Annotated in this window: 20 protein-coding genes; 9 read left to right on the forward strand and 11 right to left on the reverse strand. The window is 65.1% G+C overall.

Features of this window, described 5'->3' with window-relative positions:
• Positions 1-1,593: 1,593 nt before the first annotated feature.
• The 5 genes from P7B02_RS19660 to P7B02_RS19630 all read right to left on the reverse strand — a co-directional run bounded on the left by P7B02_RS19660 (position 1,594) and on the right by P7B02_RS19630 (position 5,826).
• On the reverse strand, positions 1,594-2,187 hold the full coding sequence (locus P7B02_RS19660) for a Swt1 family HEPN domain-containing protein (RefSeq protein ID WP_431355777.1): 594 nt from the start codon (positions 2,185-2,187) through the stop codon (positions 1,594-1,596).
• Entirely contained in the window at positions 2,180-2,818 is a 639-nt protein-coding gene (locus P7B02_RS03390) for a DUF5343 domain-containing protein (protein WP_277784894.1), read from the reverse strand. Before P7B02_RS03390 ends, P7B02_RS19660 begins: the two co-directional genes overlap by 8 nt.
• Positions 2,819-3,137: 319 nt before the next feature.
• Positions 3,138-4,499, reverse strand: a complete 1,362-nt coding sequence (locus tag P7B02_RS03395; RefSeq protein WP_277784895.1) for an alpha/beta hydrolase domain-containing protein — start codon at positions 4,497-4,499, stop codon at positions 3,138-3,140.
• Positions 4,500-4,728: 229 nt separating this feature from the next.
• Entirely contained in the window at positions 4,729-5,244 is a 516-nt protein-coding gene (locus P7B02_RS03400) for a hypothetical protein (protein WP_277784896.1), read from the reverse strand.
• 165 nt (positions 5,245-5,409) lie between these two features.
• Positions 5,410-5,826 carry an excalibur calcium-binding domain-containing protein gene (locus P7B02_RS19630; RefSeq protein ID WP_347276632.1) on the reverse strand — a complete coding sequence of 139 codons (417 nt, stop codon included), beginning with the start codon at positions 5,824-5,826 and terminating at the stop codon, positions 5,410-5,412.
• Between the two features lie 62 nt (positions 5,827-5,888).
• Between P7B02_RS19630 and P7B02_RS03405 the strand changes: the two genes are divergently transcribed.
• From P7B02_RS03405 to P7B02_RS03415, 3 genes are all read left to right on the forward strand, one after another.
• The gene (locus P7B02_RS03405; RefSeq protein ID WP_277784897.1) at positions 5,889-6,293 is read left to right on the forward strand and encodes a hypothetical protein; all 405 of its coding nucleotides are present in this window, start codon (positions 5,889-5,891) and stop codon (positions 6,291-6,293) included.
• 168 nt (positions 6,294-6,461) lie between these two features.
• Positions 6,462-6,866 carry a hypothetical protein gene (locus tag P7B02_RS03410; RefSeq protein ID WP_277784898.1) on the forward strand — a complete coding sequence of 135 codons (405 nt, stop codon included), beginning with the start codon at positions 6,462-6,464 and terminating at the stop codon, positions 6,864-6,866.
• A gap of 201 nt (positions 6,867-7,067) precedes the next feature.
• A complete protein-coding gene (locus tag P7B02_RS03415) occupies positions 7,068-7,388 on the forward strand; it encodes a hypothetical protein (RefSeq protein WP_277784899.1) in 321 nt (106 codons plus the stop codon).
• Between the two features lie 786 nt (positions 7,389-8,174).
• Here P7B02_RS03415 and P7B02_RS03420 read toward each other — a convergent pair.
• Positions 8,175-8,504, reverse strand: coding sequence for a hypothetical protein (locus P7B02_RS03420; protein WP_277784900.1), 330 nt, complete (start codon positions 8,502-8,504; stop codon positions 8,175-8,177).
• A gap of 411 nt (positions 8,505-8,915) precedes the next feature.
• On the opposite strand from P7B02_RS03420, the gene P7B02_RS03425 reads away from it, so the two are divergent.
• The 3 genes from P7B02_RS03425 (at position 8,916) to P7B02_RS03430 (ending at position 10,635) form a co-directional block, all read left to right on the forward strand.
• Entirely contained in the window at positions 8,916-9,191 is a 276-nt protein-coding gene (locus P7B02_RS03425) for a BrnT family toxin (protein WP_277784901.1), read from the forward strand.
• Positions 9,169-9,447 carry a BrnA antitoxin family protein gene (locus P7B02_RS19665; protein WP_431355778.1) on the forward strand — a complete coding sequence of 93 codons (279 nt, stop codon included), beginning with the start codon at positions 9,169-9,171 and terminating at the stop codon, positions 9,445-9,447. Before P7B02_RS03425 ends, P7B02_RS19665 begins: the two co-directional genes overlap by 23 nt.
• Positions 9,448-9,738: 291 nt before the next feature.
• A complete protein-coding gene (locus P7B02_RS03430; protein WP_277784902.1) occupies positions 9,739-10,635 on the forward strand; it encodes an alpha/beta fold hydrolase in 897 nt (298 codons plus the stop codon).
• Positions 10,636-10,737: 102 nt separating this feature from the next.
• Here the strand turns inward: P7B02_RS03430 and P7B02_RS03435 are convergent, their stop codons facing one another.
• Positions 10,738-11,835 carry a GAF domain-containing protein gene (locus tag P7B02_RS03435; RefSeq protein ID WP_277784903.1) on the reverse strand — a complete coding sequence of 366 codons (1,098 nt, stop codon included), beginning with the start codon at positions 11,833-11,835 and terminating at the stop codon, positions 10,738-10,740.
• 321 nt (positions 11,836-12,156) lie between these two features.
• Between P7B02_RS03435 and P7B02_RS03440 the strand changes: the two genes are divergently transcribed.
• Positions 12,157-13,734: a GMC family oxidoreductase gene (locus P7B02_RS03440; RefSeq protein WP_277784904.1), complete on the forward strand. Its 1,578-nt coding sequence runs from the start codon at positions 12,157-12,159 to the stop codon at positions 13,732-13,734.
• Positions 13,735-13,838: 104 nt separating this feature from the next.
• Positions 13,839-14,612, forward strand: a complete 774-nt coding sequence (locus P7B02_RS03445; RefSeq protein WP_277784905.1) for a winged helix-turn-helix domain-containing protein — start codon at positions 13,839-13,841, stop codon at positions 14,610-14,612.
• Positions 14,613-14,618: 6 nt separating this feature from the next.
• On the opposite strand, the gene P7B02_RS03450 is transcribed toward P7B02_RS03445, so the two are convergent.
• The 3 genes from P7B02_RS03450 to P7B02_RS03460 all read right to left on the reverse strand — a co-directional run bounded on the left by P7B02_RS03450 (position 14,619) and on the right by P7B02_RS03460 (position 16,266).
• Positions 14,619-15,521, reverse strand: a complete 903-nt coding sequence (locus P7B02_RS03450; protein WP_277784906.1) for an alpha/beta fold hydrolase — start codon at positions 15,519-15,521, stop codon at positions 14,619-14,621.
• Positions 15,518-15,685, reverse strand: a complete 168-nt coding sequence (locus P7B02_RS03455; protein ID WP_277784907.1) for an alpha/beta fold hydrolase — start codon at positions 15,683-15,685, stop codon at positions 15,518-15,520. The genes P7B02_RS03450 and P7B02_RS03455 overlap by 4 nt, the downstream gene beginning before the upstream one ends.
• Positions 15,686-15,795: 110 nt before the next feature.
• Positions 15,796-16,266, reverse strand: coding sequence for a MarR family winged helix-turn-helix transcriptional regulator (locus P7B02_RS03460; RefSeq protein WP_277784908.1), 471 nt, complete (start codon positions 16,264-16,266; stop codon positions 15,796-15,798).
• A gap of 162 nt (positions 16,267-16,428) precedes the next feature.
• Here P7B02_RS03460 and P7B02_RS03465 point away from each other — a divergent pair, with 162 nt between their 5' ends.
• On the forward strand, positions 16,429-17,238 hold the full coding sequence (locus P7B02_RS03465; RefSeq protein ID WP_277784909.1) for an alpha/beta fold hydrolase: 810 nt from the start codon (positions 16,429-16,431) through the stop codon (positions 17,236-17,238).
• Positions 17,239-17,314: 76 nt separating this feature from the next.
• Here the strand turns inward: P7B02_RS03465 and P7B02_RS03470 are convergent, their stop codons facing one another.
• Positions 17,315-18,337, reverse strand: a complete 1,023-nt coding sequence (locus P7B02_RS03470; RefSeq protein WP_277784910.1) for a helix-turn-helix domain-containing protein — start codon at positions 18,335-18,337, stop codon at positions 17,315-17,317.
• Between the last annotated feature and the right edge of the window lie 25 nt (positions 18,338-18,362).

Raw genomic sequence — 18,362 nt, forward strand, 5'->3', positions numbered from 1 at the left:
AGTCATTCGCTCTGCGTCAACTGCGTTTATCAGCACGCGAAGATCGAGAGTGCGCGCATAGCTTCCGCGCCAAGCGGCAGAGGCGACAGGCTGCGGCGCATTTGTTCGAGCTGGGTCGTCATCATCATTAGCCGGCATGCGGGTGCGGGGTGACGACTGACGTTCACGGCGTGCCCGTGGAGCACGTCCGCGCCAGATCGCCAGCTTCTCTATGATATTACGCAGACGCTGAACCGCCCTCGTATAACTGACCCTACTTGCTGCGAGCCATGTCACTGCCAGCAGTTCGACGGCCATTCCGACATCGACCGCTAGAAATACTGCGAAAGCCTCGGGCGCTGCGAGGCCGGCCATTATGAGGCCCTCGAGCTGGCCGTACGCAATCAGTCCCGCGAACGCCGCGGCCACTACAAAGAAGCTTACAAAGGTTAGGGGGTGAACCTTCGCAAACCTACGGACCGCCCTTTCCGCTAGTTGCTGGAAGAAGAGGCCCAGCCAGCTTGAAGGCATCCACCAAGCGAAGGCGACCAGAAGGATTAGAATTGTCGGCAACATGGCAGCCCTCCCAAGCTCTCATGTAACTGGGAACAGGAGCGGGCCATAAAAGGCCTCACCACGAAAATTGCAGCTCTGGAAGCGTGGCGGGAGTTCACTCAAAGCGAGTAGCCCACCGCTCAAGGCTGGACATCCGGCCCCGGCTTGGCCTTCCGAGACGTCGCACGTCGATAGATCAGAGCTGCGCCACCGATGACCGCCACCCAGGCGACCGCCGACCATAGCCCGAACACAGCGTTGATGATGATCGCGCTCAAGATGAGCAGCTTTCGTGGCCAGCCAAGTTCTGTTGGCTGAAGCCAGATGTTCTCTGGCTTCCTCTCCCAGGGTCGCGTCTTGGGGTCTTGTGGGATCATCGATCCATACAGCTGACGGTCTAAAAGCCGCGTCAACCTGGCCCGGACATCAGGCTGCCTGGGAGAGATGCGGATCAAAGCTGACGCGTTGTGTGCGCCGTGGTTCTACCCGGGAGCGGATATTTTCTACGCCCGCTAAGAGCCGCTTTCGGCAGTTGAAGTTGTGCTTTTCGCCACAGGCCGACGTCGAGTGGAGGCTCGATGCGGTTCAAGCATCAAGCGGCGGCTCATCGTTCTCCGGCTCGCCTTTGGCGGGCTCTGCCGCCTCTATCGCATGCTTAGACGGTGGATCTACAACTGAGCCCAGGCCAAGAAGCACCGAGGCCAGCATAACGCCCCCTTTGGCTTTCGAGCCGAGCCGCCTCGCGAGCCAGGCAACACCCGGCACGATTATTACTAGTGCAGCGAATGAAACCAGGTATTGAATCCATGAGGCCATGCTTCCCTAGATAGGGAACCATCAAGCAGGGCCAAGTCACGCTGCGCTTGATATCAAGCGATGGCGGCAAACTGACTCTGGCAATGGCGGGTTAGAGCCGTAGCGCGCCCTCGCCTGCTGCGGCTTCGCGCCGACCTTGCAGTTCAGGTCGCTCGCCCAGCATCACTAGCGCCCCTCATCTGCTGACGGATCGCACCACCTCCGGACATTAGGTGAGCTCCAAGGACTCGATGCTCTGATTCTCTATGACAACAGGCGGAACCAAGACCTAACCGCCAGATTTAGTCTGTCTTGCTCTAGTTCATCAGTGGGATTGCAATGAGCAATCGGCCCTCTCAAAAGATTGAGTTGGTTCGATACATTGCTAACAGCTGTCTTCGAGTTAAAAACTGGATCGAACAAATCCCAGTTATCTGTGATGAGCTGAGACAACTCTCCGAACGTAGTATAATCGATTAGTCGCTCAGATCTCGGTGTTATGCCGCTATCGATTTCCTTTTTGCGACGTAGTATCACTGGCTCCCTTAAGCGCTTCTCATCGACTCTATCGCTATACCACCAGTCGACGCCCTCAGCGTCAAAAAGTATGTCAGAAACTAGGCCCCTAATTGAATTCTCAAGACAATAAAAAACCTCGTAGAATTCAGACATTCGCGCGGCCTCGGCACGCGTTGATGCTTCAAATTGCTCATACTCAGTTGCTTTTCGCCCATGAGGGGCCCCAGGCATGCAGCCCAAGTCAATGCCGTACCTTTTCTCGACTTTGGCCATGCTGGTAGCAATTTGGAGCCCGGTCATCCCGAACGCCCGAATAAGACCGTCTGGACGACTAGGCATCGTCAGGCCGCAGCAAATGTGTTTTCAGGCTTTTGAATATCGCATCAAAGACCTCTGGATCTGCCGTTGCGGGAAGATTCAAGTTGATGGTGTAGCCAAGGTTCAGGCCAATTCCATGTGATTGATGCTTCGGTTCCTCGTGATGGCGGCGCCCTTGATTTTGATCTTGCTGGACCGGAGTGGCAACCGTGGCTGGGTCCGCTCCCTGCTTAAAGTTTGCGAACGCTTTAAGGTGCTTGATCGAATTGAAGGTCATTTTGACCGGTGCAGAATCATGCGCCAGGCCGGTTTCCTCAGTAATCAAGCCAACGAGCGCGTCGTCGGCTAATTCATGCATGAACTCGTTGCGAATATAGAGTGGCGCGTAAGCGCTGCGAATAGCAGCGGCAGCCGCAGCACCCGATTGGGCGGGGTTTCGGAATTTCTTGTAGATATCGCTTGGCGTTCCATCGACACCTGCGAAGCCGATTTTCTTTAGGAACGTCGTCATCTGATCACCGGAGCCACCGGGTATCTTCAAGATCGTCTTGACGAAGTCCTGGCTAACTCGCTCCGGGACGGCAGCCTGCTTGATGCCATTGAGCGCGCGATCGATATTCCCCGGCGAAGTCACATAGGGGAGTCCGGCCATTCGGTGTCCTCTTGCTAGTTAAGGGGCTCGATCTGCATAGATTAGCGGTGACCACACAATTCACAACATGCCGAGTAGCTCTCACCAGGCCGGTTTACCGGACCTTTCTAGACTGTTCGTTTGTCGCGGGATTAGACCTTGGTTTCCGCCCTTAAAGCGGATCCTCCAATGAGTTCTTGGATCGCTTCATGGACGGCATCGACGTCCAACTCGTCGGACGTACTGACTGTCCCACACCGGAGGCGACCAATATTGGTTGCGCACTTGAACGGTGCACAGAGCAGACCTTTTCAGTGACGGCTATGAGCCGCTTCCGGCATCACCAGCGACCGACCTTCGCCCCCTCCATCAACGCACTGACATCGCTTCGAAGAAGGACACCTTGTCGGACTTGTTCTGTAGCTGCAGAACGGAGACGCCGCGCGCGGTCCCCAGCTGAACTGTAAACTGCTGCCATCTGCGCCGGCGTGAAGGGCCGATGATAGCCCTGGCTCGCGCAGCCCGGCCCTCCGGAGTTCGCTCCGACGTCTATGCCGATCGGCGCGGTGTATGTGGGCAACTGAATTCCGTCGACGACGCGCCCCGTATCGCTTCGAACGAGCTCTGTAGAACCACCGGTCGTGCGGCGGCGCGCGAGACGCTGAATTGATCTGGGCGGAACTCCGCTTTCAATCCACCGTCGCATCGCCTCGAAGCCTGCATGAAGAACAAACCTCGCGGGCGTGGTCGTTCCAATCGCGGTCTCCTTGCAGGTTCCCGCTATAGCGGCTTGGGTGGACTGACCGAGGTCGCGCAACTCCAGCGGCTCCCTGGCGCTGCGCAGGTCGCGGTCGACGTGGGACGCTCCGGCGATCTCCCACTGCCTGAAGAGCGGGCCGTCAGGGATATGCATGGACGCCTCGTCACCCCGAACGTCGCCCTCTGGGACGATCCGCAGCACTGGCTTGCTAAGATCGCCGGCGATTACGCTCCCAATCGCGGCTGACAGCACAAAGCCATCGAATGGTCCGTCCGCGGCAAGGCCCGCGTTGAGGTAGGTCGTCAGCCAGATGCCGCTTTGCGATTGACCCGCCGCGACGAGGTGCTTCGGACCGCCAACAGAACGTAGCGGACCTTCCTGAGCGCGCAGAAGCCGGCCGACGTCATCGAAGATTCCGAGCGCATACGGCTCCGCCGCCATCTTCCCACCATTGGGGATGGCCAGGCGTCCGTAGCGAGAAGAGTTCCAATTCCGAAGCCGCTCCGCCCCGCCGAAACCTTGCGCAGTGACGCCAACCCAGACGTATCCGGCGCGCATCAAGTGTTCCGAACCGGCGAGCCAGATGTTGCCGGAGGGAAACCCGTTCGAGACGTTTTCCCACTCTACAACGGCGACGCCGTTGAAGCGGCCAGGAGAAAGCGGGCGTCGGACAAGGATGCGGGTCACATAGGGCGCTGGCTCACCGACGAACGTCCCGGTCCTCCTGCCGCCGTAGGGGACGGCATGTGCCCGTGCCTGCCCGTTTACGATCCACTCTTCCTCCACGTAGCCGCGGCTCTGAAGTTCGCCTTGGACGCTGAAGAAGGGACGGTCAGCACTGCTCGACTGGAGAGCGGCCGTTGGCTCCGCCAAAGCCGGCCCGCCCAGCATCACCAGCGTGGCGATGAGCATTGACTTGCTGACTGACAGGGAGCGGCGCATGCCCGATCTCTGACATGATTTTCCCTCCGCATCCCTCGGAAGAACGTCGGCCGAACTACTCTTCCCCCGATGACGTCCTCCAGCGACTTCCGGCCGGCACAAGCGGACCTGCCAAGCGGCACCTATGAGCCGGATTGGGAAGGTCACTGCGGGCCTTGGCTCTCCGATGCTGCCCCGCCTGCGAGGATGTGGTCGGCGAGGCATGCGACCACGACGTGTCCATCCTGGATCAGGCCCCGCAGGCCGGCAGCCGGGCAGCCACACGCCGCAGCTTGCCGCTTAGCGCCCACATGCCAATCAGATTGTACAACATCGCGGCGACCGTCGCGAAAAGCCGTGCGCCTTCAACCTTGCCGCCATCAGTGTCAGCCCGCTCCAGCGCCGTCGCCGCCGCCCACAGGCACAGGAAGTAACTGACCGCACCCAGCGAAAACACAACGCCGCCGGCGGAGTGCAAGGTCGACCCAGCTGCCGCGACGTAGGTCGCCGCAACGCCTGCAACAGTGCAGACAGGGGGAAGGATAAACAGCGCCCGGCCCCGGCCCGTGTTCACCGGCGCCGCCGAGGCAAGGTCATAGATCGCGTAAAGCCAAGCTGTCGGAACGGCAGCGGTCACGGACATTCCCAAGGCCGTCGGCCAGGGATTCGACCCAAAGTCCGGCAGCAGTACGAGAGGCGGCGTGAAGAAGCTGATCCCCAGCAGCAGAGTCCACCAGATCGGATGAAGGGTCGCGGCGGCGCGCATGCTTGGACTCCAGCCAACGGGGCGCTTCTACGGCCACGCTTGCAATCCTACGCATCACGCCACCGCGCCCGCAACCGATGGTTTGCGGCACGGATTACGTGGTGCAGGTGAGCGCCAAGGCCACATAGGAAGAGCGCCGTTAGTCACGCCCTCCATTCGGCCAACTTAGCGTTCACAGCCAACCCCATCGCCGTCGCGGTCTAGATGGCGCCCGTAGCCCGGACTACCGCGATACACCGGTGCGGCACCGGCAGCTCGTGCCTCCGAACAATTGCGAAACCTCCCGCCACCGCCGGCCGCTTGGATGGGCGTTACGTACGCCGCGCGCGAGCTCGCAGTAGAAGCGCGGTGGCAGTGGTAGCCACCCCGCTTTCGATCATTGTGACATCCCTCGGCATTGAGACCGCCAGGGTGGCTGTGAGCCAGACCAGCAGACAGCAGCAAGACTCCGACCGCGCAGAAGTAGAGCGTGCTGTAAGACGCGAAGTTGTTGACCATGGAGCCCCCGCTCGTTGCGCGAACGTGGCATACGAGCCCCGCAACTGTAAACTCAGGGTTGCGCCCCGCGACACGCCGACGCATCCAGTTGCAAAGCTCCACTATAAGCGCGCACGGTCTCTAGTTGGAGGAACTGGGGCGAGCATATGAGCGACGGTGGCAATGCATGGAGATGGCTATTTGCGCTCGCGCTCGGCAGCTTCGCGATTTCGAAGTGCAACGAAGACAAGCGCTCAGCCTCGGCCGACACGTACTCCGGCTACACCACAAATTACTCCGATGAGGCGGAAGATCGTGCCGAAGAAGCCGCGGCTGGTGCTGTGGCCGGAACGACATACGAGGGAATCGGCAGCCCTTATGGCTGCACTGACGACTGCGCCGGACACGACGCCGGCTACCAGTGGGCGGAAGAAAATGGCGTTACCGAGAGCGGCGAGTGCGACGGGAACAGCCAGTCATTCATCGAGGGCTGCCAAGCCTACGCCGAAGCGTATCAGGAAGCGAAAGACGAGGCGCTCGAAGAGAGCGATGACGAGCCATATGACCGATGACACCCTTCCGCAGATTGGAGCTAGCGCTTCGATCCAATTAGCTCCCGCGACGGTCCAAGCGACAGCGAAGAGTTTCTATCAGCTACCTGAAGCGCACCCCGTGTTTGCTTGTATCGGGCGGATGTCGACGCTTTGGGGCCAATTCGAACATGTACTAGATTTGATCATATGGAGGCGCTTGGGACTGACCCGGCGACAGCGTCAGCAGAGACATCGAAGATTGTTCAATACTCGAAGCGTTTCGAACGCGTCCGAAGCGAGCTCGCCACCAACGGTAAGCTCATAGCTTTTGCCACCCGGCTTCAAGCCCTCGAGGATGACGCTGACAAGGTTGCCCAGGCTAGGAACCGGATCACTCACGACCCGTGGTATATCGACAGCGACGGCGAGCTGTTTCGCCAGCAGTCTGAAACCCCAAAGAAGGGGCTAGCCTTCGGGTTTGAGAAAGTTACGGACGCTGATCTGATTGCCCTAAACGCATCGCTTGATGCTCTCTGCGCAACCGCGTGGCAGCTGCGGAGCGATGTGATTCAGCATCCTTCGACCAACATCTCATCTCACTCGCCTGTCTGAAGGCTGACCTTCTCGACAGCCGCTTAGAGCCGGCTTCGACAGCATGGTTCGCTCATTCAGCATCAGCGGCAGCCGAGCATCACCGGCGGCGTCAGAATGAGGTGGAAGCCCGAGTTGCTTGACTGGACACCAGCCCCCGAACGCCGCCAAGCTACATTGATAGACGCTGTCGCTGCTCTCGCGGCTATAGGGAACCGGCAAATGAAACTCAAGTCTGTCGCCATCGACGCGGGCTTCTACGCGGCCCTCCTGGTCGGCCTATTTCACGCATTCATCAGTATCTCCGTCGGAGCTTTCGGGTGGTCGTCGTCAGGTTGGCTGGTGAGGGCTTTCGTTATCGCCTGGTTCGTCGGGCCGCTTGTCGCGGTCGGCCTCGGCTGGCGCGAGGAGAACCGAGAGCTGAGCCGGATCATCGCCATCGGGATCATCCTGGGGCCGGTGCTGCTCTGGTTCGCACTATTCGTGAGCTATCCGGGGTGGGAAGCTCCGGCGAATTCGTGGCCGCAGTGGATATTTCGCTAGGTCAAAAAGAGCGAACATCGGGCCCACAAAGCAGCCACTACCAGAGACCGCTTAGAGCCGAAATGGTCCTGCGGCCAGCTGAGAGGTGGCGCACCTGCTGCCCATGGGCCAGAAACGAACCTGACAGCTTACGGTGTTGAAGGCCTGCAGCCTGAGTTTACGCCGACCGCATTTCGGGTTCGCTAACCGCTCGGTTCACAAAATGACATTCCAATCCTTTACGGAAGAAGATGTTGTGAAAGACGAGCATCCATCAGGCTTGAGACCACCTGAATACTTCATTCCCTGGAAGGATTCCTCGGCAACCGCGCTCCGGTATATTGAGGGGGTCGCTGTAGCTCTCGCATTGGGCACCCTCGCCCTCCGAACCAAGTCCCCGGTACTTATCGCGCTGGCGACGCTATGTGTGTTGGCGTTGATCTCGTGGTCACTAGCCACGCTATCTGAGGCGCTCGGCCTACGGCCGCGCCAAGGACCCCAAACCTTCCGATCATTGGTCGAGAGGCAGACTGAAAGCGATGATCTTGGTCGCCCTCGCTATCGGCACGGTCGCGATCTTCCCAGGCACTATTCAGCTGCTCGAAGCTGCCTGGAGCGCTAATCAAGGGTGCGCATGAGCCTTGAGCGCCGCTGACGAGGCCATTTGAACGCCGGAAGCCCAGCAGAGAATCTGCGGGCCTAGGAGCGGACGTCATTGGCGGCAGCTTCGAGCCGATTGAGGTCGCTCGTCTCCGCCTGTGTCTCGGCCGCAAGGCTGAAGTGCACCACGGCTTGAGCGGGGCATTATTACTGGTGAGGCTCAACCGAACTCGCCATGAAGTCAGCGGCGTTCATAAACGGCCATGCTGCGACTTCGCCTTCGGCGGCAAAACGGTCGTCAGCCCGTCTGATGCGCGCCTTAATCCAGTGGTCCAGCGGCCAAAGCAACCCGAGGCTCAGTGGGACGAGAACACCAAGACCAGCGATGCCGACGAAGTTGTCCCTCGACCACGAGTAGGGAAGGTCGGTATCCAGGAAGGCCGCATAGCGCGCCAGGTCGGACCGACGATTGGCGTCCACACCATCCTCCCCAACGAGAGCGTGCTCTCTGCGGTCGTCATAGAGGCCCCAGATCATCGAGGCCACCGCACGAAGCGCCCGGTCCGTCGAGCTATGAGGCCAAGCGCTTTCAAATTGGTAGTTTGTGAGAAGGCCGTCCCGAAGACGCCGCACTAAATCGGCCGCCGCTCTGCGGGCCTCTCGGTCAATCATATCGAGCTCCCCAATACAGTAAGGCAATCAAGCGCTAGCTTGTTGGCGATGCACGCATTCCGCAAGCGGTGACCTGTCCGGACAACTGATAGTTCGGCAGTCGAAAGCAGACCTAACTAGTGACCGCCTTGAGCCGATGGCGGTCGTCGCGTCCGTTATAGGGTGCAGCTACTGACGTTGGTCTCCGCGCAGGAGCATAGCGCCCGGCATACGCGGAATTTTCGTATATACAAATATGTTGCACGCCATCCCAATTAACGTATATACGAAAATCCGATGGAAGTTACGTTCGATCCGGACAAAAACGCCAGGAACGAGGCTGAACGTGGCCTGCCGTTCGCGAGGGTCGAGGGCTTCATCTGGGATACGGCGCTAGTCGCACCTGATGAGCGGTTCGACTATGGCGAGGATCGCTGGATCGCCCTTGGCTACATCGGCGCTCGTCTGTTCGTGTTGGTGTTTACCGAAACCAAGGACGGCATCCGCGTCATTAGCTTCCGCAAAGCCAATGGAAGAGAGGCCAAGAAATATGCCCAAGCGACCCAATCGTGAGAACACCGACGCAGAATCTCCCGAACTCGACGACGCGTTCTTCGCGCGCGCGCGACCGGCTGGTGAAGCCTTGGGGCCTGCCTTTCTGATTAAGGCCAAGCGTACGCCTGGTCGGCCGAAGGTTGAGGAGCCAAAGAGGCCGGTGAGCATCCGACTCAGGCCCGAAGTTCTCGACCACCTCCGTTCAACCGGAGCCGGCTGGCAAACCAGGGTTGATGACGCCCTCGCAAAGCTGATCAACGAGGGGCGGCTCTAGCTTTCGTCAGCGCTTCGGATCCAGGAGGGCGGCGCCGAAAGGCCTGCCCGCCGCTCGACGACATTGATTGACGCCAGGCCCAGCCATCAAGGCCGCCCGAAGCAGACTCAGCCAAGGCCTGCCTAGAGCCGCGAGCGTCCCCCTCACCTGCCAGTGACACCGCGTCGTCGCGGGCAAGCGCTTCGTTACGGCTGAAATCGAGACCAGCCCCCTCGAAACGCGGACGAAACGGCCCTGCCGCACCGCAAGGCGCTGGATCGCGCGCTGTGCTCGATCCTTGGAGCAGCAGCCATGACGTCACCCAAGGACACCTCGTCGCCCATCCCCGCTGAGCGAGCGCGCGGCCATCAACCGCGGGACAGTCGCGCCCGGGCGCTGTCGGGTTTCGTACGCACCACCCACGCGGCGCTGGCGGTGGACGACATCCCTGGCGATGGCACGCCCATCGTCTTCATCCACGGCAACTCCTCGTGCCGGCAGGTCTTCGACCGCCAGGTGTCGAGCCCGCTTTTGAGGGGGCGCAGGATGATCCGCCTGGACCTGCCCGGGCATGGGGCGTCCGGGGACGCCTTTGATCCGGAGCGCACCTACAACCGCTCCGGGCTGGCTGATTGCGTCATGGAGGCGCTCGATAGCCTTGGGGTAGACCAGGCGGTCATCGTCGGCTGGTCGCTTGGGGGACACGTCGGCATCGAGATGCTCGCGCGGTTCGCGCTCGTGCGCGGCCTGGTCCTGATCGGAACCCCGCCGGTGCGTCCCGGCCGGTTCGCCGACGGCTTCCCCAGCTCCCCGGCCGCGGGCCTGCCGGGCCAGGGCGTGCTGTCCGCCTACGAGGCCGACGTCTTCGCCGCCATGATGTTCGGCGCATCGCCGCCGGATTTCCTGACGCGGGCCATCGCCCGAACCGACCGCCGCTTTCGGCCGGCGCTCTTCGCCGCCGCGCGCCAGGGGGACGGCGCTGACCAGCGCGAGGTGGTGGAAAGCACCAAGGTCCCGACGGCGGTCATCAACGGGTTCGACGACATGTTGATCCGGCTCGACTATCTGGACGGCCTGTCCTGGGGAAACCTGTGGCGGCGTCAATGCTTCCGGCTCACCGGCGCGGGGCACGCGGCGCACTGGGGGGCGGCGGACAAGTTCAACGCGCTTTTGGACCGCTACATGGTCGACCTGGACGGCGAGGCCTGAACCCGCCTCGCTCCTGAAGTCGCCACGCCGCCTCCATCCGCGCAGCACGCGGCGGTCGACGGCGGCGCCGTCCTGGTCGCCCGATCTGTCCTTCGTCTCGCTTCAGCCGCGGCGGGGCGGCGCGGGCGGCGGCGCCTTGGCGTCGCCGCGCCCCGTGGCCTGGCGAAGACGCCTTTGCGCGCCGCGCAGGCGAACCTCGGTGGATCCCATCCTCGCCAGCTCCATCAGGGCCCGCGACTGATCGGAGGTCAGTACGCGCGGCTTGCGGTCGATGACGCATAAGGAGCCCACCGGATAGCCATCCTCGTCGAGGATCGGCGCGCCGGCGTAGAAGCGAAAGCCGTCGTCGGCCGCCACCGCCGGATTGTCGGCGAAGCGCGGATCGGCCGAGAGGTCCTCGACCGAGAACACTTCTTTGCCCATGAGGGTGTAATTGCAAAACGCCCAGCTTCGCGGGGTCTCGGCCATGTCCAACCCAAGACGCGACTTGAACCACTGGCGCGCCGGCGTGAGGAGGGTGACGAGCGATATGGGCGCCTCCAGCGCCCGGGCCGCCAGCCAGGTGAGCCTATCGAAGGCCTCCTCCGGCGGCGTGTCGAGCAGCCCCGTGCGCTCCAGGGCCACCAAGCGGTGAGCTTCGTTGAGGGCCAGCGGGTACGGCGCGGCCGCGGCCTTGTCGAGGCCCTGGCCCAAGACCTCCCTGGCCGCCTCGAAGGCCGCCTTGGGGGTCTCCACGGCCCGCGCGCGGGGCAAATCGCCCGCCGAGCCGGCGCCCACGGCCAGAATCCGGACGCCGGAGGCTTCGTCCGCCAGGCGGTGCAGTTGGTCCATCCGGGCCGGGTCGGCGCCGTCGATGTCGATGATGAGGATCCTGGGGGGGGCCTGGCTCAGGGCGCGCTCGGCGGCCGATGGGTCGTCGAACACCAAAGCCTCACCCTCGGCCAAGCCCACGGCCAGGTCCCGGTAAAGCGCGGCGCGTGGCGCGGACGCGACCGCCAGGATGCGCGCCGACGGCGGCGCGGCGGCGGCGGCCAGCGGCAGGTCGATCAACCCCTCCACGTCGGCACGGTAGACCCGTCGGTGCCCCCCTGGCGTCTTCCAGGACGGCACTGAGCCGCCCTCGATCAAGAGCTGCGCCGTTCGGGTCGACACCCCGAGTATCTTGGCGGCCTCGGCGGTGGTCAGGATGTCCTTGTCCATCTGGCCTTTCTGGCTCCTCGCCCGGTTCCCGGGGGCTTGAGACACCCACCCCTACCAACTGATGTGGGCATTTTGCAAAATATTAGTATTGATAGATTTGATAGATTTGATACCTCTACCTCGCCGCTGGCCTCCTGGCCATCCCCCGCGGCGCTCCCCACGCTCCAGCGGCGGAGCTTGATCGGCCCGGCGCGCACGACGCGAGCCCGGCCTCCACTGGCGTGAACCTGGTCTTGCCGGGCGCGATCGCCGGCCTCGTCGAGCGACGCGGCCGGAGACGCCCGCGCGTGGGCGCGCGCCGCGACGAGAAAGGACGAGCAGATGACTGACACCGCCCCCCCCATGGCCCGACAGGCCGCCATCGCCGAGCAGTATGACGTGATCGTCTGCGGCGCAGGTTCCTCCGGCTCGGTGGTCGCCGCCAGGCTATCGCAGAACCCCGACGTGAAGGTCCTCCTCCTGGAGGCCGGGCCCGACGACGAGGCCGAGACGGTTCTTGATCCGGCCCGATGGCCGTTCAACCTGGGCTCCGAGCGCGACTGGGGTTTCCAGGCCGAGCCCAGCCCCCACGTCAACGGCCGGGCCCTGTCCATGTCCATGGGCAAGGGTCTGGGCGGCGGCTCCAGCATCAATGTCATGGTCTGGGCGCGCGGCCACAAGAGCGACTGGGACAGCTACGCCGCCGACACGGGCGACGCCTCCTGGGGTTATGACAACGTTCTTGGCGTCTATCGCCGGATCGAGAATTTCCAGGGAACGCCGGATGCGCTGCGCCGCGGCACAACCGGCCCGGTCTGGGTTCAGCGGGCACAGGATCCAAGCCCCCTGGCCCTGGCCATGCTGGAGGCCGCCGGGGAGGTCGGCGTGCCGACCTTCGACAGCCCCAACGGCGAGATGATGGAAGGCCCCGGCGGCGCGGCGATCAGCGAGATGCTGGTGCGCGACGGCCGAAGAAACTCCCTCTACCGCGCCTATGTGCGCCCCAACCTGAACCGCCCCAACCTGACGGTGGTGACTGGGGCTCTGGTCTTGCGGGTTCTCATCGAGCAGGACCGCGCCGTGGGTGTGGAGGTGCTGCGCGGCGGCGAGACCTTGAAGGTGCGCGCCAGACACGAGGTGGTCCTGAGCCTGGGCGCCATGCACACGCCCAAGGTGCTCATGCAGTCGGGGATCGGAGAGCGCGAGGAGCTCAGCGGCGTAGGCATCGGCGTGATCCGCCACCTGCCCGGCGTCGGCGCCAACCTGCAGGACCACGTCTCGTTCGGCTGCCTTTGGGAATACGAAGAGCCGCTCGCTCCGCGCAACAGCGGCAGCGAGGCGACCCTCTACTGGAAGAGCCGCCCGGACCTGGAGGCGCCCGACCTGCTCTTTTGCCAGGTGGAGTTCCCCGTTCCCAGCGACAAGACGGCCACGCGCGGCGTGCCCTTGAACGGCTGGACCATGTTCGCCGGCCTCGCCCACCCCAAAAGCCGGGGCCGCGTGCGCCTCGGCGGATCTGACCCCACCGCCCCGGTGCGCATCGAGGCGGGCATGCTGTCGGATCCCGACGACCTGCGCGCGGGCCTGGCCTGCGTGAAGCTCTGCCGCGAGCTCGGCGCGGCCCGCGCCTTCGCGCCCTATGTGCGCGGCGAGGCCCTGCCCGGCGATCTGACGGGCGCGGCCATGGAGGACTTCGTGCGGGACGCCGCAGTGACTTACTGGCACCAGAGCTGCACCGCCAAGATGGGGACCGACGACCTGTCGGTGGTCGACGGCCGACTGAAGGTCCACGGGATCGAGGGCCTGCGCGTGGCCGACGCCTCGGTCTTCCCGCGCGTGCCCACCGGCAACACCCAGGCGCCTTGCGCCGTGGTCGGCGAACAGGCCGCGCGGATGATCGCCGAGGACCACGGCTTCTAAGCGCCGCCCCAAGAGGGCCGTCCGGCGCCGGGGGGCGGCCGGACGGCCGCCTCCCACCACCATTCCCTCACCCGCCGCCCGCCGGCCAGCCTCCTCTTACAGCCATGTTCCTCAGACACAGTTTCCCCGCCGCGCGATCGGCCGCCCCGGACGCGGCCTCGCCGCACCCGTCGCGCGTGCTCGTCGCCGGCGCGCCGGGCCCGGCCCGCGCCGCCATCGCCGATTACCTATCCGAGCGGCGCTGCTCGCCATTTTGCTGCACGCCGGAACAGGCGCCCGCCCAGCTCGCGCGCCTGTCCGCCAGCGTGGTCATCCTCGACCTTCGCGGGCGCGCCTATGATGACCTTGAGTTCCTAAGGTCGGTGCGTGACCAGTCGCGCGCGCCGCTGATCATGCTCGGTGGCCAGGGCAAGGACGCCTTCGACCGCGCCCTGGCGCTGGAGCTGGGCGCCGACGACGTCATGGCCGAGCCGCTGGACCTTCGCGAACTGCTCGCCCGGGCCCGGGCGATCCTCCGCCGCCAGGAGCTGGCCAGGCGCGGAGGGACCAGCGCCCCCACCGGCGGCTACCGCTTCGAAGGCTGGGAGCTTCGGCGCGCCACAAGGGTGCTCACCGACCCCGCCGGCCAAGTCGTCCCCTTGAGCCGGGCCGGCTTCGCGCTGCTGGTGGCTTTGCTGGAGGCGCCAAGGCGGGTGCTCAGCCGCGCTCAGCTCATCGCCGCCACCCGCGCCCATGACGACGCCTTCGACCGGAGCGTCGACGTGCAGGTGCTGCGCCTTCGGCGCAAGCTGGAGGCCGATCCGCGCCGGCCGCGCCTCGTGCGCACCGAGCGCGGCGTGGGTTACGTGCTGGACGCCGCGGTGGAGCGGCTGTTCTGACCTATCCTACGAGGAAAGAAAGTCCCCGACGGCGCGACCGAAACGTCCGCGATGGGTCCAGGGCATGAAGTGCCCCGTCCCCTCGTGCACGAAGAGCCGCGCGCCGGGAATGGCCGAGGCGATCCAGGCGAAGTGAGCGGGAAGGATGAACTCGTCCCGCGCACCGCCGGCGATCATCACCGCCCGTGCCCGAACCCTGGCCAGGCCGGCGCTCCCGCCGGAGAAGCCCTTGGCCTGCATGGCCCTCACCTGATCGACGAGGGCGTCGTATCCGGCGGGGACGGGCGAGACGGCCTGGTAGTCGGCGCGCAGGCGCTTGGCCACTTCCGCCACGATGGGCGCGGTTCCGGCGTCGGGACGGACGGCGCCAGGGCCCATGTCGGCGCCGAAAGCCAAGACGCGGCGCACCGGGCGGCGATCGTCCATGGCCATCCTCAAGGCGACATTGGCGCCGTCGCTCCAGCCGATGAGGTCGGGCCGGATGACGCCAAGATGGTCGAGCACGAATCCCAGATCGGCGACCAGCCGCTCATAGGTCAGCGCGCCGCTTCCAAGCGTGCTTTGGCCGTGGCCCCGGCTGTCCACCAGGATCACCCGGCGGCCGGCCTGGACAAGCGACGGGATGTGGTCGGCCCAGGCGCGGCTGCTGCTCAGGCCGCCATGGAGGAGGAGGACGGGCTCCCCCCGCCCGATCCAGCCATGCCACAGGCTGGCGCCCTCGCGCTCGAGGCGCCCCTGCCCGTCCAGAGCCGGCAACGCGCGCTTGGGCCAGGGCGCCCGCTCGCGCCCGATCATGAAGGCCGCGCCCGCGCCGCCCAGGGCGAGATTGGCGCCACCGCCCAACCAAAGAAGGCGCCGGTTCAGGACAGGCCCGTTCATGGTCACGCCCGCGCGCCCGGGACGACTCATCGGCGAGCCCCCGCCGTCAAGCCGGCGTCCCCGTGGCCAGCGCTCCATCCCAGGCGTTCGAGGAACCCCTCGATGAGCGCGCTGACCGCGGCCGGCCGCTCCAGGGCGCTGGTGTGGCCGCAATCGCCGATGACCGCCAGTTCGGCGTCCATGATGTCGGCCATGATCCGGCTCTCCTCGGCTTGCGCGTGGCGCAAGGAAGTGGCCGGCGGAAATTACGCGGCGGCTACGGCGCCGCCGGGTGAGGTTGCGGATGAAACGGGCTGGCCCTGGCCTAGCGGCCAGGCGGCCGATCCGGCGCCCAGCGGCCGATCCTGGCGTAGAGCGCGTCGCGAAGGCCGCGCACCTTGCCGTTGAGGTCGCCAAGGTCCGCGGGCGTCTGTCCCGAGGCGGCCAGAAGCGCCTCGCCCAGGCACCCGGCGCGCTCGCGCATGGCCGCGCCCTCGTCCGTCAGCTCGATGATCACCTGACGCGCGGTCTTGGTGCGGCGCACGAGGCCGGCGGCCTCCAGCCGCTGCAGCAAGGGGGTCAGGGTGCTGGGCTCCAGGGCCAGATGCTCGGCGATCTCGCCCACCGGGCGGCCGTCTCGGCTCCAGAGCACGTTGAGCACCAGGTATTGCGGATAGGTCAGGCCAAGCTCGTCCAGCAGGGGCTTGTAGGCGCGTTGGATGGCGATCCCCGCCGAATAGACGGCGTAACAGAGCTGATGCTCCAGGGGCGGCGGCGCGGACGGGCGTCGGTTCATGTCGGTCTCGTTCAAGAAATGTCGCTTATCGCGATAATTATAGCTTGCGCCCGGGGAAAAGCCAAGGTAGCTAACATTTATCGCGATAAACGTTGTCGCGAGGACGGGCGGCCAAGGCGGCCTCCGGTCCAGCCGGCAAGAATTACTCAAAGGAGCAACGCCATGACCCGCACGTTCAAGTCCGCCATCATCGCCGCCGCCGCCGCGACCGCCGTCTTCGGCGCCGCCCAAGCCCAGACCAACCCGGCCCAGACCCCCGCCCCATCCAAGGCCGCCTCCGCGGTCAGGAACATCGTCCTGGTCCACGGCGCCTTCGCTGACGGTTCGGGCTGGCGCGGGGTCTATGACGAGCTGACCCGCCGCGGCTACCGGGTGAGCATCGTGCAAAACCCGCTGACCTCCCTGGCCGACGATGTGGCCGCCACCCGCCGGGTCCTGGCCCGCCAGGAAGGCCCCTCCATCCTGGTCGGCCACTCCTACGGCGGCACGGTGATCACCGAGGCCGGCTCGGGCGCGGATGTGGCCGGCCTGGTCTATGTGGCTGCCCTGGCGCCGGACGCGGGTGAATCCACGGGCGACCAGTTCGCCAAGATCCCGGCGCCCTCCGGCTTTGTCATCGAGCCCCAGAAGGACGGGTTCGGGTTCGTCAACGGTCCGAAGTTCAAGAGCGGCTTCGCCGCGGACGTGAGCGACGCCGACGCCGCCTTCATGCGCGACAGCCAGGTGCCGATCAACATGGCCGCCTTCGGCGACAAGGTCTCCAAGGCCGCCTGGCGCGCCAAGCCCAGCTGGTTCGTGGTGGCGACCCGGGATGGGGCCATCGAGCCGGCGCTGCTGCGCCAGACCGCCAAGCGCATCGGGGCGACGACCCGCGAGGTCGAGGGCAGCCATGTGGTTTTCATGAGCAAGCCCAAGGCCGTGGCCGACGTCATTGACGAGGCCGCCCGGCACGCCGCCCACGCCGCGCGCTGAGGCCAGACAAAGATCAAAAGCGCCGGCGGCGCCGGGCGAAAGCTCGGCGCCGCCTTTGCTTCGCGGAAGGACGAGGTCAGCCGGTCTCCCCGACGGCCGCCTCGTCGTCCTCCCCCACGAACCCGTCCTGCGTCCGCCCGCGGGCCGATCCGTGAAGGCGGCGCCAAGCGCCGGGGCTGATCCCGCATTCGCGCTTGAACGCTTTCGAAAGATGGCTCTGGTCGGCGAAACCCACGGCGGCGGCCACCTGGGCGATGGCCAGGAACTCCTCGGCCAGCAGCCGGCGCGCCTCGTCGATACGAGCGGCCAGACGCCAGCGGTGCGGCGTGCAGCCGGTGGTCACCTTGAACGCCTTGGCGAAATAGGCGGCCGAAAGACCGCACTCGTCGGCCACGGCCTGCACGCCGCGGTCCATGCACAGGTCCGTCGAAAGCAGCCGCTTGGCGCGCGCCGCCTGCCACGGGGCGAGACCGCCCTGACGGACCGATGCGTCGTCGAGGGCGCCGAAGGCGCGGATGGCCTGGAGGCAGCAGGCAAGGACGAGGTGGCGAAAGTAGAGCGGCTCTTCGGCGCCGTCATCGAGACCTTGGCCGACCACGGCGGCCAGGCGGGCGACCGCCGGATCCGGCACGGCCCAGGCCGCCTCCTCCATGGGGGCGTCGCGCAGCGGCGCGCCCGCGTCCGAGGCCAGATCTTCCAGCGCCTTGCGGTCGATGGTCAAAAGCAGGAGATCCAGAGGACCGTCGAGCAGGCCCGCGTGCTCGACGCCCGGACCCAATACGCAAAAGTCGCCGGGGCCGACCTGAGCGGCTCGCCAGCGTTCGTCGCCCGTCCAGCGATCGTGCGACGCGCAGGTGCGAAGCGGCACGAGGATGCAATGGGCCTCGCGAGCCGATGCGACGATCCGCACCGGCGCGCCCCGGCGCTCGCTGACCAGACGGTTGACCGAGATCCTGGAGCGGCGCGTGCCGACCCAGAAGGTGCGCGAGCCCGACGGCAACAGGTCCGAACACGACAGGTCCCGCCCTGGCGCGGCGGCGCCAGGCCCCGGGCCACCAAAGAAGCTTGGCCGCCTGAGCGGCGCGTTGGATGAGTTCATGGCAAGCGGCGTCCCTTCCGGCGGG

Source organism: Caulobacter segnis (assembly GCF_029543125.1).
Taxonomy (GTDB): domain Bacteria; phylum Pseudomonadota; class Alphaproteobacteria; order Caulobacterales; family Caulobacteraceae; genus Caulobacter; species Caulobacter segnis_D.

What these genes read in the sequence shown, in the direction of transcription:
- P7B02_RS03455 (WP_277784907.1), bottom strand. Translation starts at nt 15,685, where the DNA reads ATGGCCGACATCATGGACGCCGAACTGGCGGTCATCGGCGATTGCGGC.
- P7B02_RS03405 (WP_277784897.1), top strand. Translation starts at nt 5,889, where the DNA reads ATGAGCGACGGTGGCAATGCATGGAGATGGCTATTTGCGCTCGCGCTC.
- P7B02_RS03415 (WP_277784899.1), top strand. Translation starts at nt 7,068, where the DNA reads ATGAAACTCAAGTCTGTCGCCATCGACGCGGGCTTCTACGCGGCCCTC.
- P7B02_RS03390 (WP_277784894.1), bottom strand. Translation starts at nt 2,818, where the DNA reads ATGGCCGGACTCCCCTATGTGACTTCGCCGGGGAATATCGATCGCGCG.
- P7B02_RS03450 (WP_277784906.1), bottom strand. Translation starts at nt 15,521, where the DNA reads ATGAGTCGTCCCGGGCGCGCGGGCGTGACCATGAACGGGCCTGTCCTG.
- P7B02_RS03445 (WP_277784905.1), top strand. Translation starts at nt 13,839, where the DNA reads ATGTTCCTCAGACACAGTTTCCCCGCCGCGCGATCGGCCGCCCCGGAC.
- P7B02_RS03410 (WP_277784898.1), top strand. Translation starts at nt 6,462, where the DNA reads ATGGAGGCGCTTGGGACTGACCCGGCGACAGCGTCAGCAGAGACATCG.
- P7B02_RS03395 (WP_277784895.1), bottom strand. Translation starts at nt 4,499, where the DNA reads ATGCGCCGCTCCCTGTCAGTCAGCAAGTCAATGCTCATCGCCACGCTG.
- P7B02_RS03400 (WP_277784896.1), bottom strand. Translation starts at nt 5,244, where the DNA reads ATGCGCGCCGCCGCGACCCTTCATCCGATCTGGTGGACTCTGCTGCTG.
- P7B02_RS03430 (WP_277784902.1), top strand. Translation starts at nt 9,739, where the DNA reads ATGACGTCACCCAAGGACACCTCGTCGCCCATCCCCGCTGAGCGAGCG.
- P7B02_RS03465 (WP_277784909.1), top strand. Translation starts at nt 16,429, where the DNA reads ATGACCCGCACGTTCAAGTCCGCCATCATCGCCGCCGCCGCCGCGACC.
- P7B02_RS03460 (WP_277784908.1), bottom strand. Translation starts at nt 16,266, where the DNA reads ATGAACCGACGCCCGTCCGCGCCGCCGCCCCTGGAGCATCAGCTCTGT.
- P7B02_RS19660 (WP_431355777.1), bottom strand. Translation starts at nt 2,187, where the DNA reads ATGCCTAGTCGTCCAGACGGTCTTATTCGGGCGTTCGGGATGACCGGG.
- P7B02_RS19665 (WP_431355778.1), top strand. Translation starts at nt 9,169, where the DNA reads ATGCCCAAGCGACCCAATCGTGAGAACACCGACGCAGAATCTCCCGAA.
- P7B02_RS19630 (WP_347276632.1), bottom strand. Translation starts at nt 5,826, where the DNA reads ATGCGTCGGCGTGTCGCGGGGCGCAACCCTGAGTTTACAGTTGCGGGG.
- P7B02_RS03470 (WP_277784910.1), bottom strand. Translation starts at nt 18,337, where the DNA reads ATGAACTCATCCAACGCGCCGCTCAGGCGGCCAAGCTTCTTTGGTGGC.
- P7B02_RS03435 (WP_277784903.1), bottom strand. Translation starts at nt 11,835, where the DNA reads ATGGACAAGGACATCCTGACCACCGCCGAGGCCGCCAAGATACTCGGG.
- P7B02_RS03425 (WP_277784901.1), top strand. Translation starts at nt 8,916, where the DNA reads ATGGAAGTTACGTTCGATCCGGACAAAAACGCCAGGAACGAGGCTGAA.
- P7B02_RS03440 (WP_277784904.1), top strand. Translation starts at nt 12,157, where the DNA reads ATGACTGACACCGCCCCCCCCATGGCCCGACAGGCCGCCATCGCCGAG.
- P7B02_RS03420 (WP_277784900.1), bottom strand. Translation starts at nt 8,504, where the DNA reads ATGATCTGGGGCCTCTATGACGACCGCAGAGAGCACGCTCTCGTTGGG.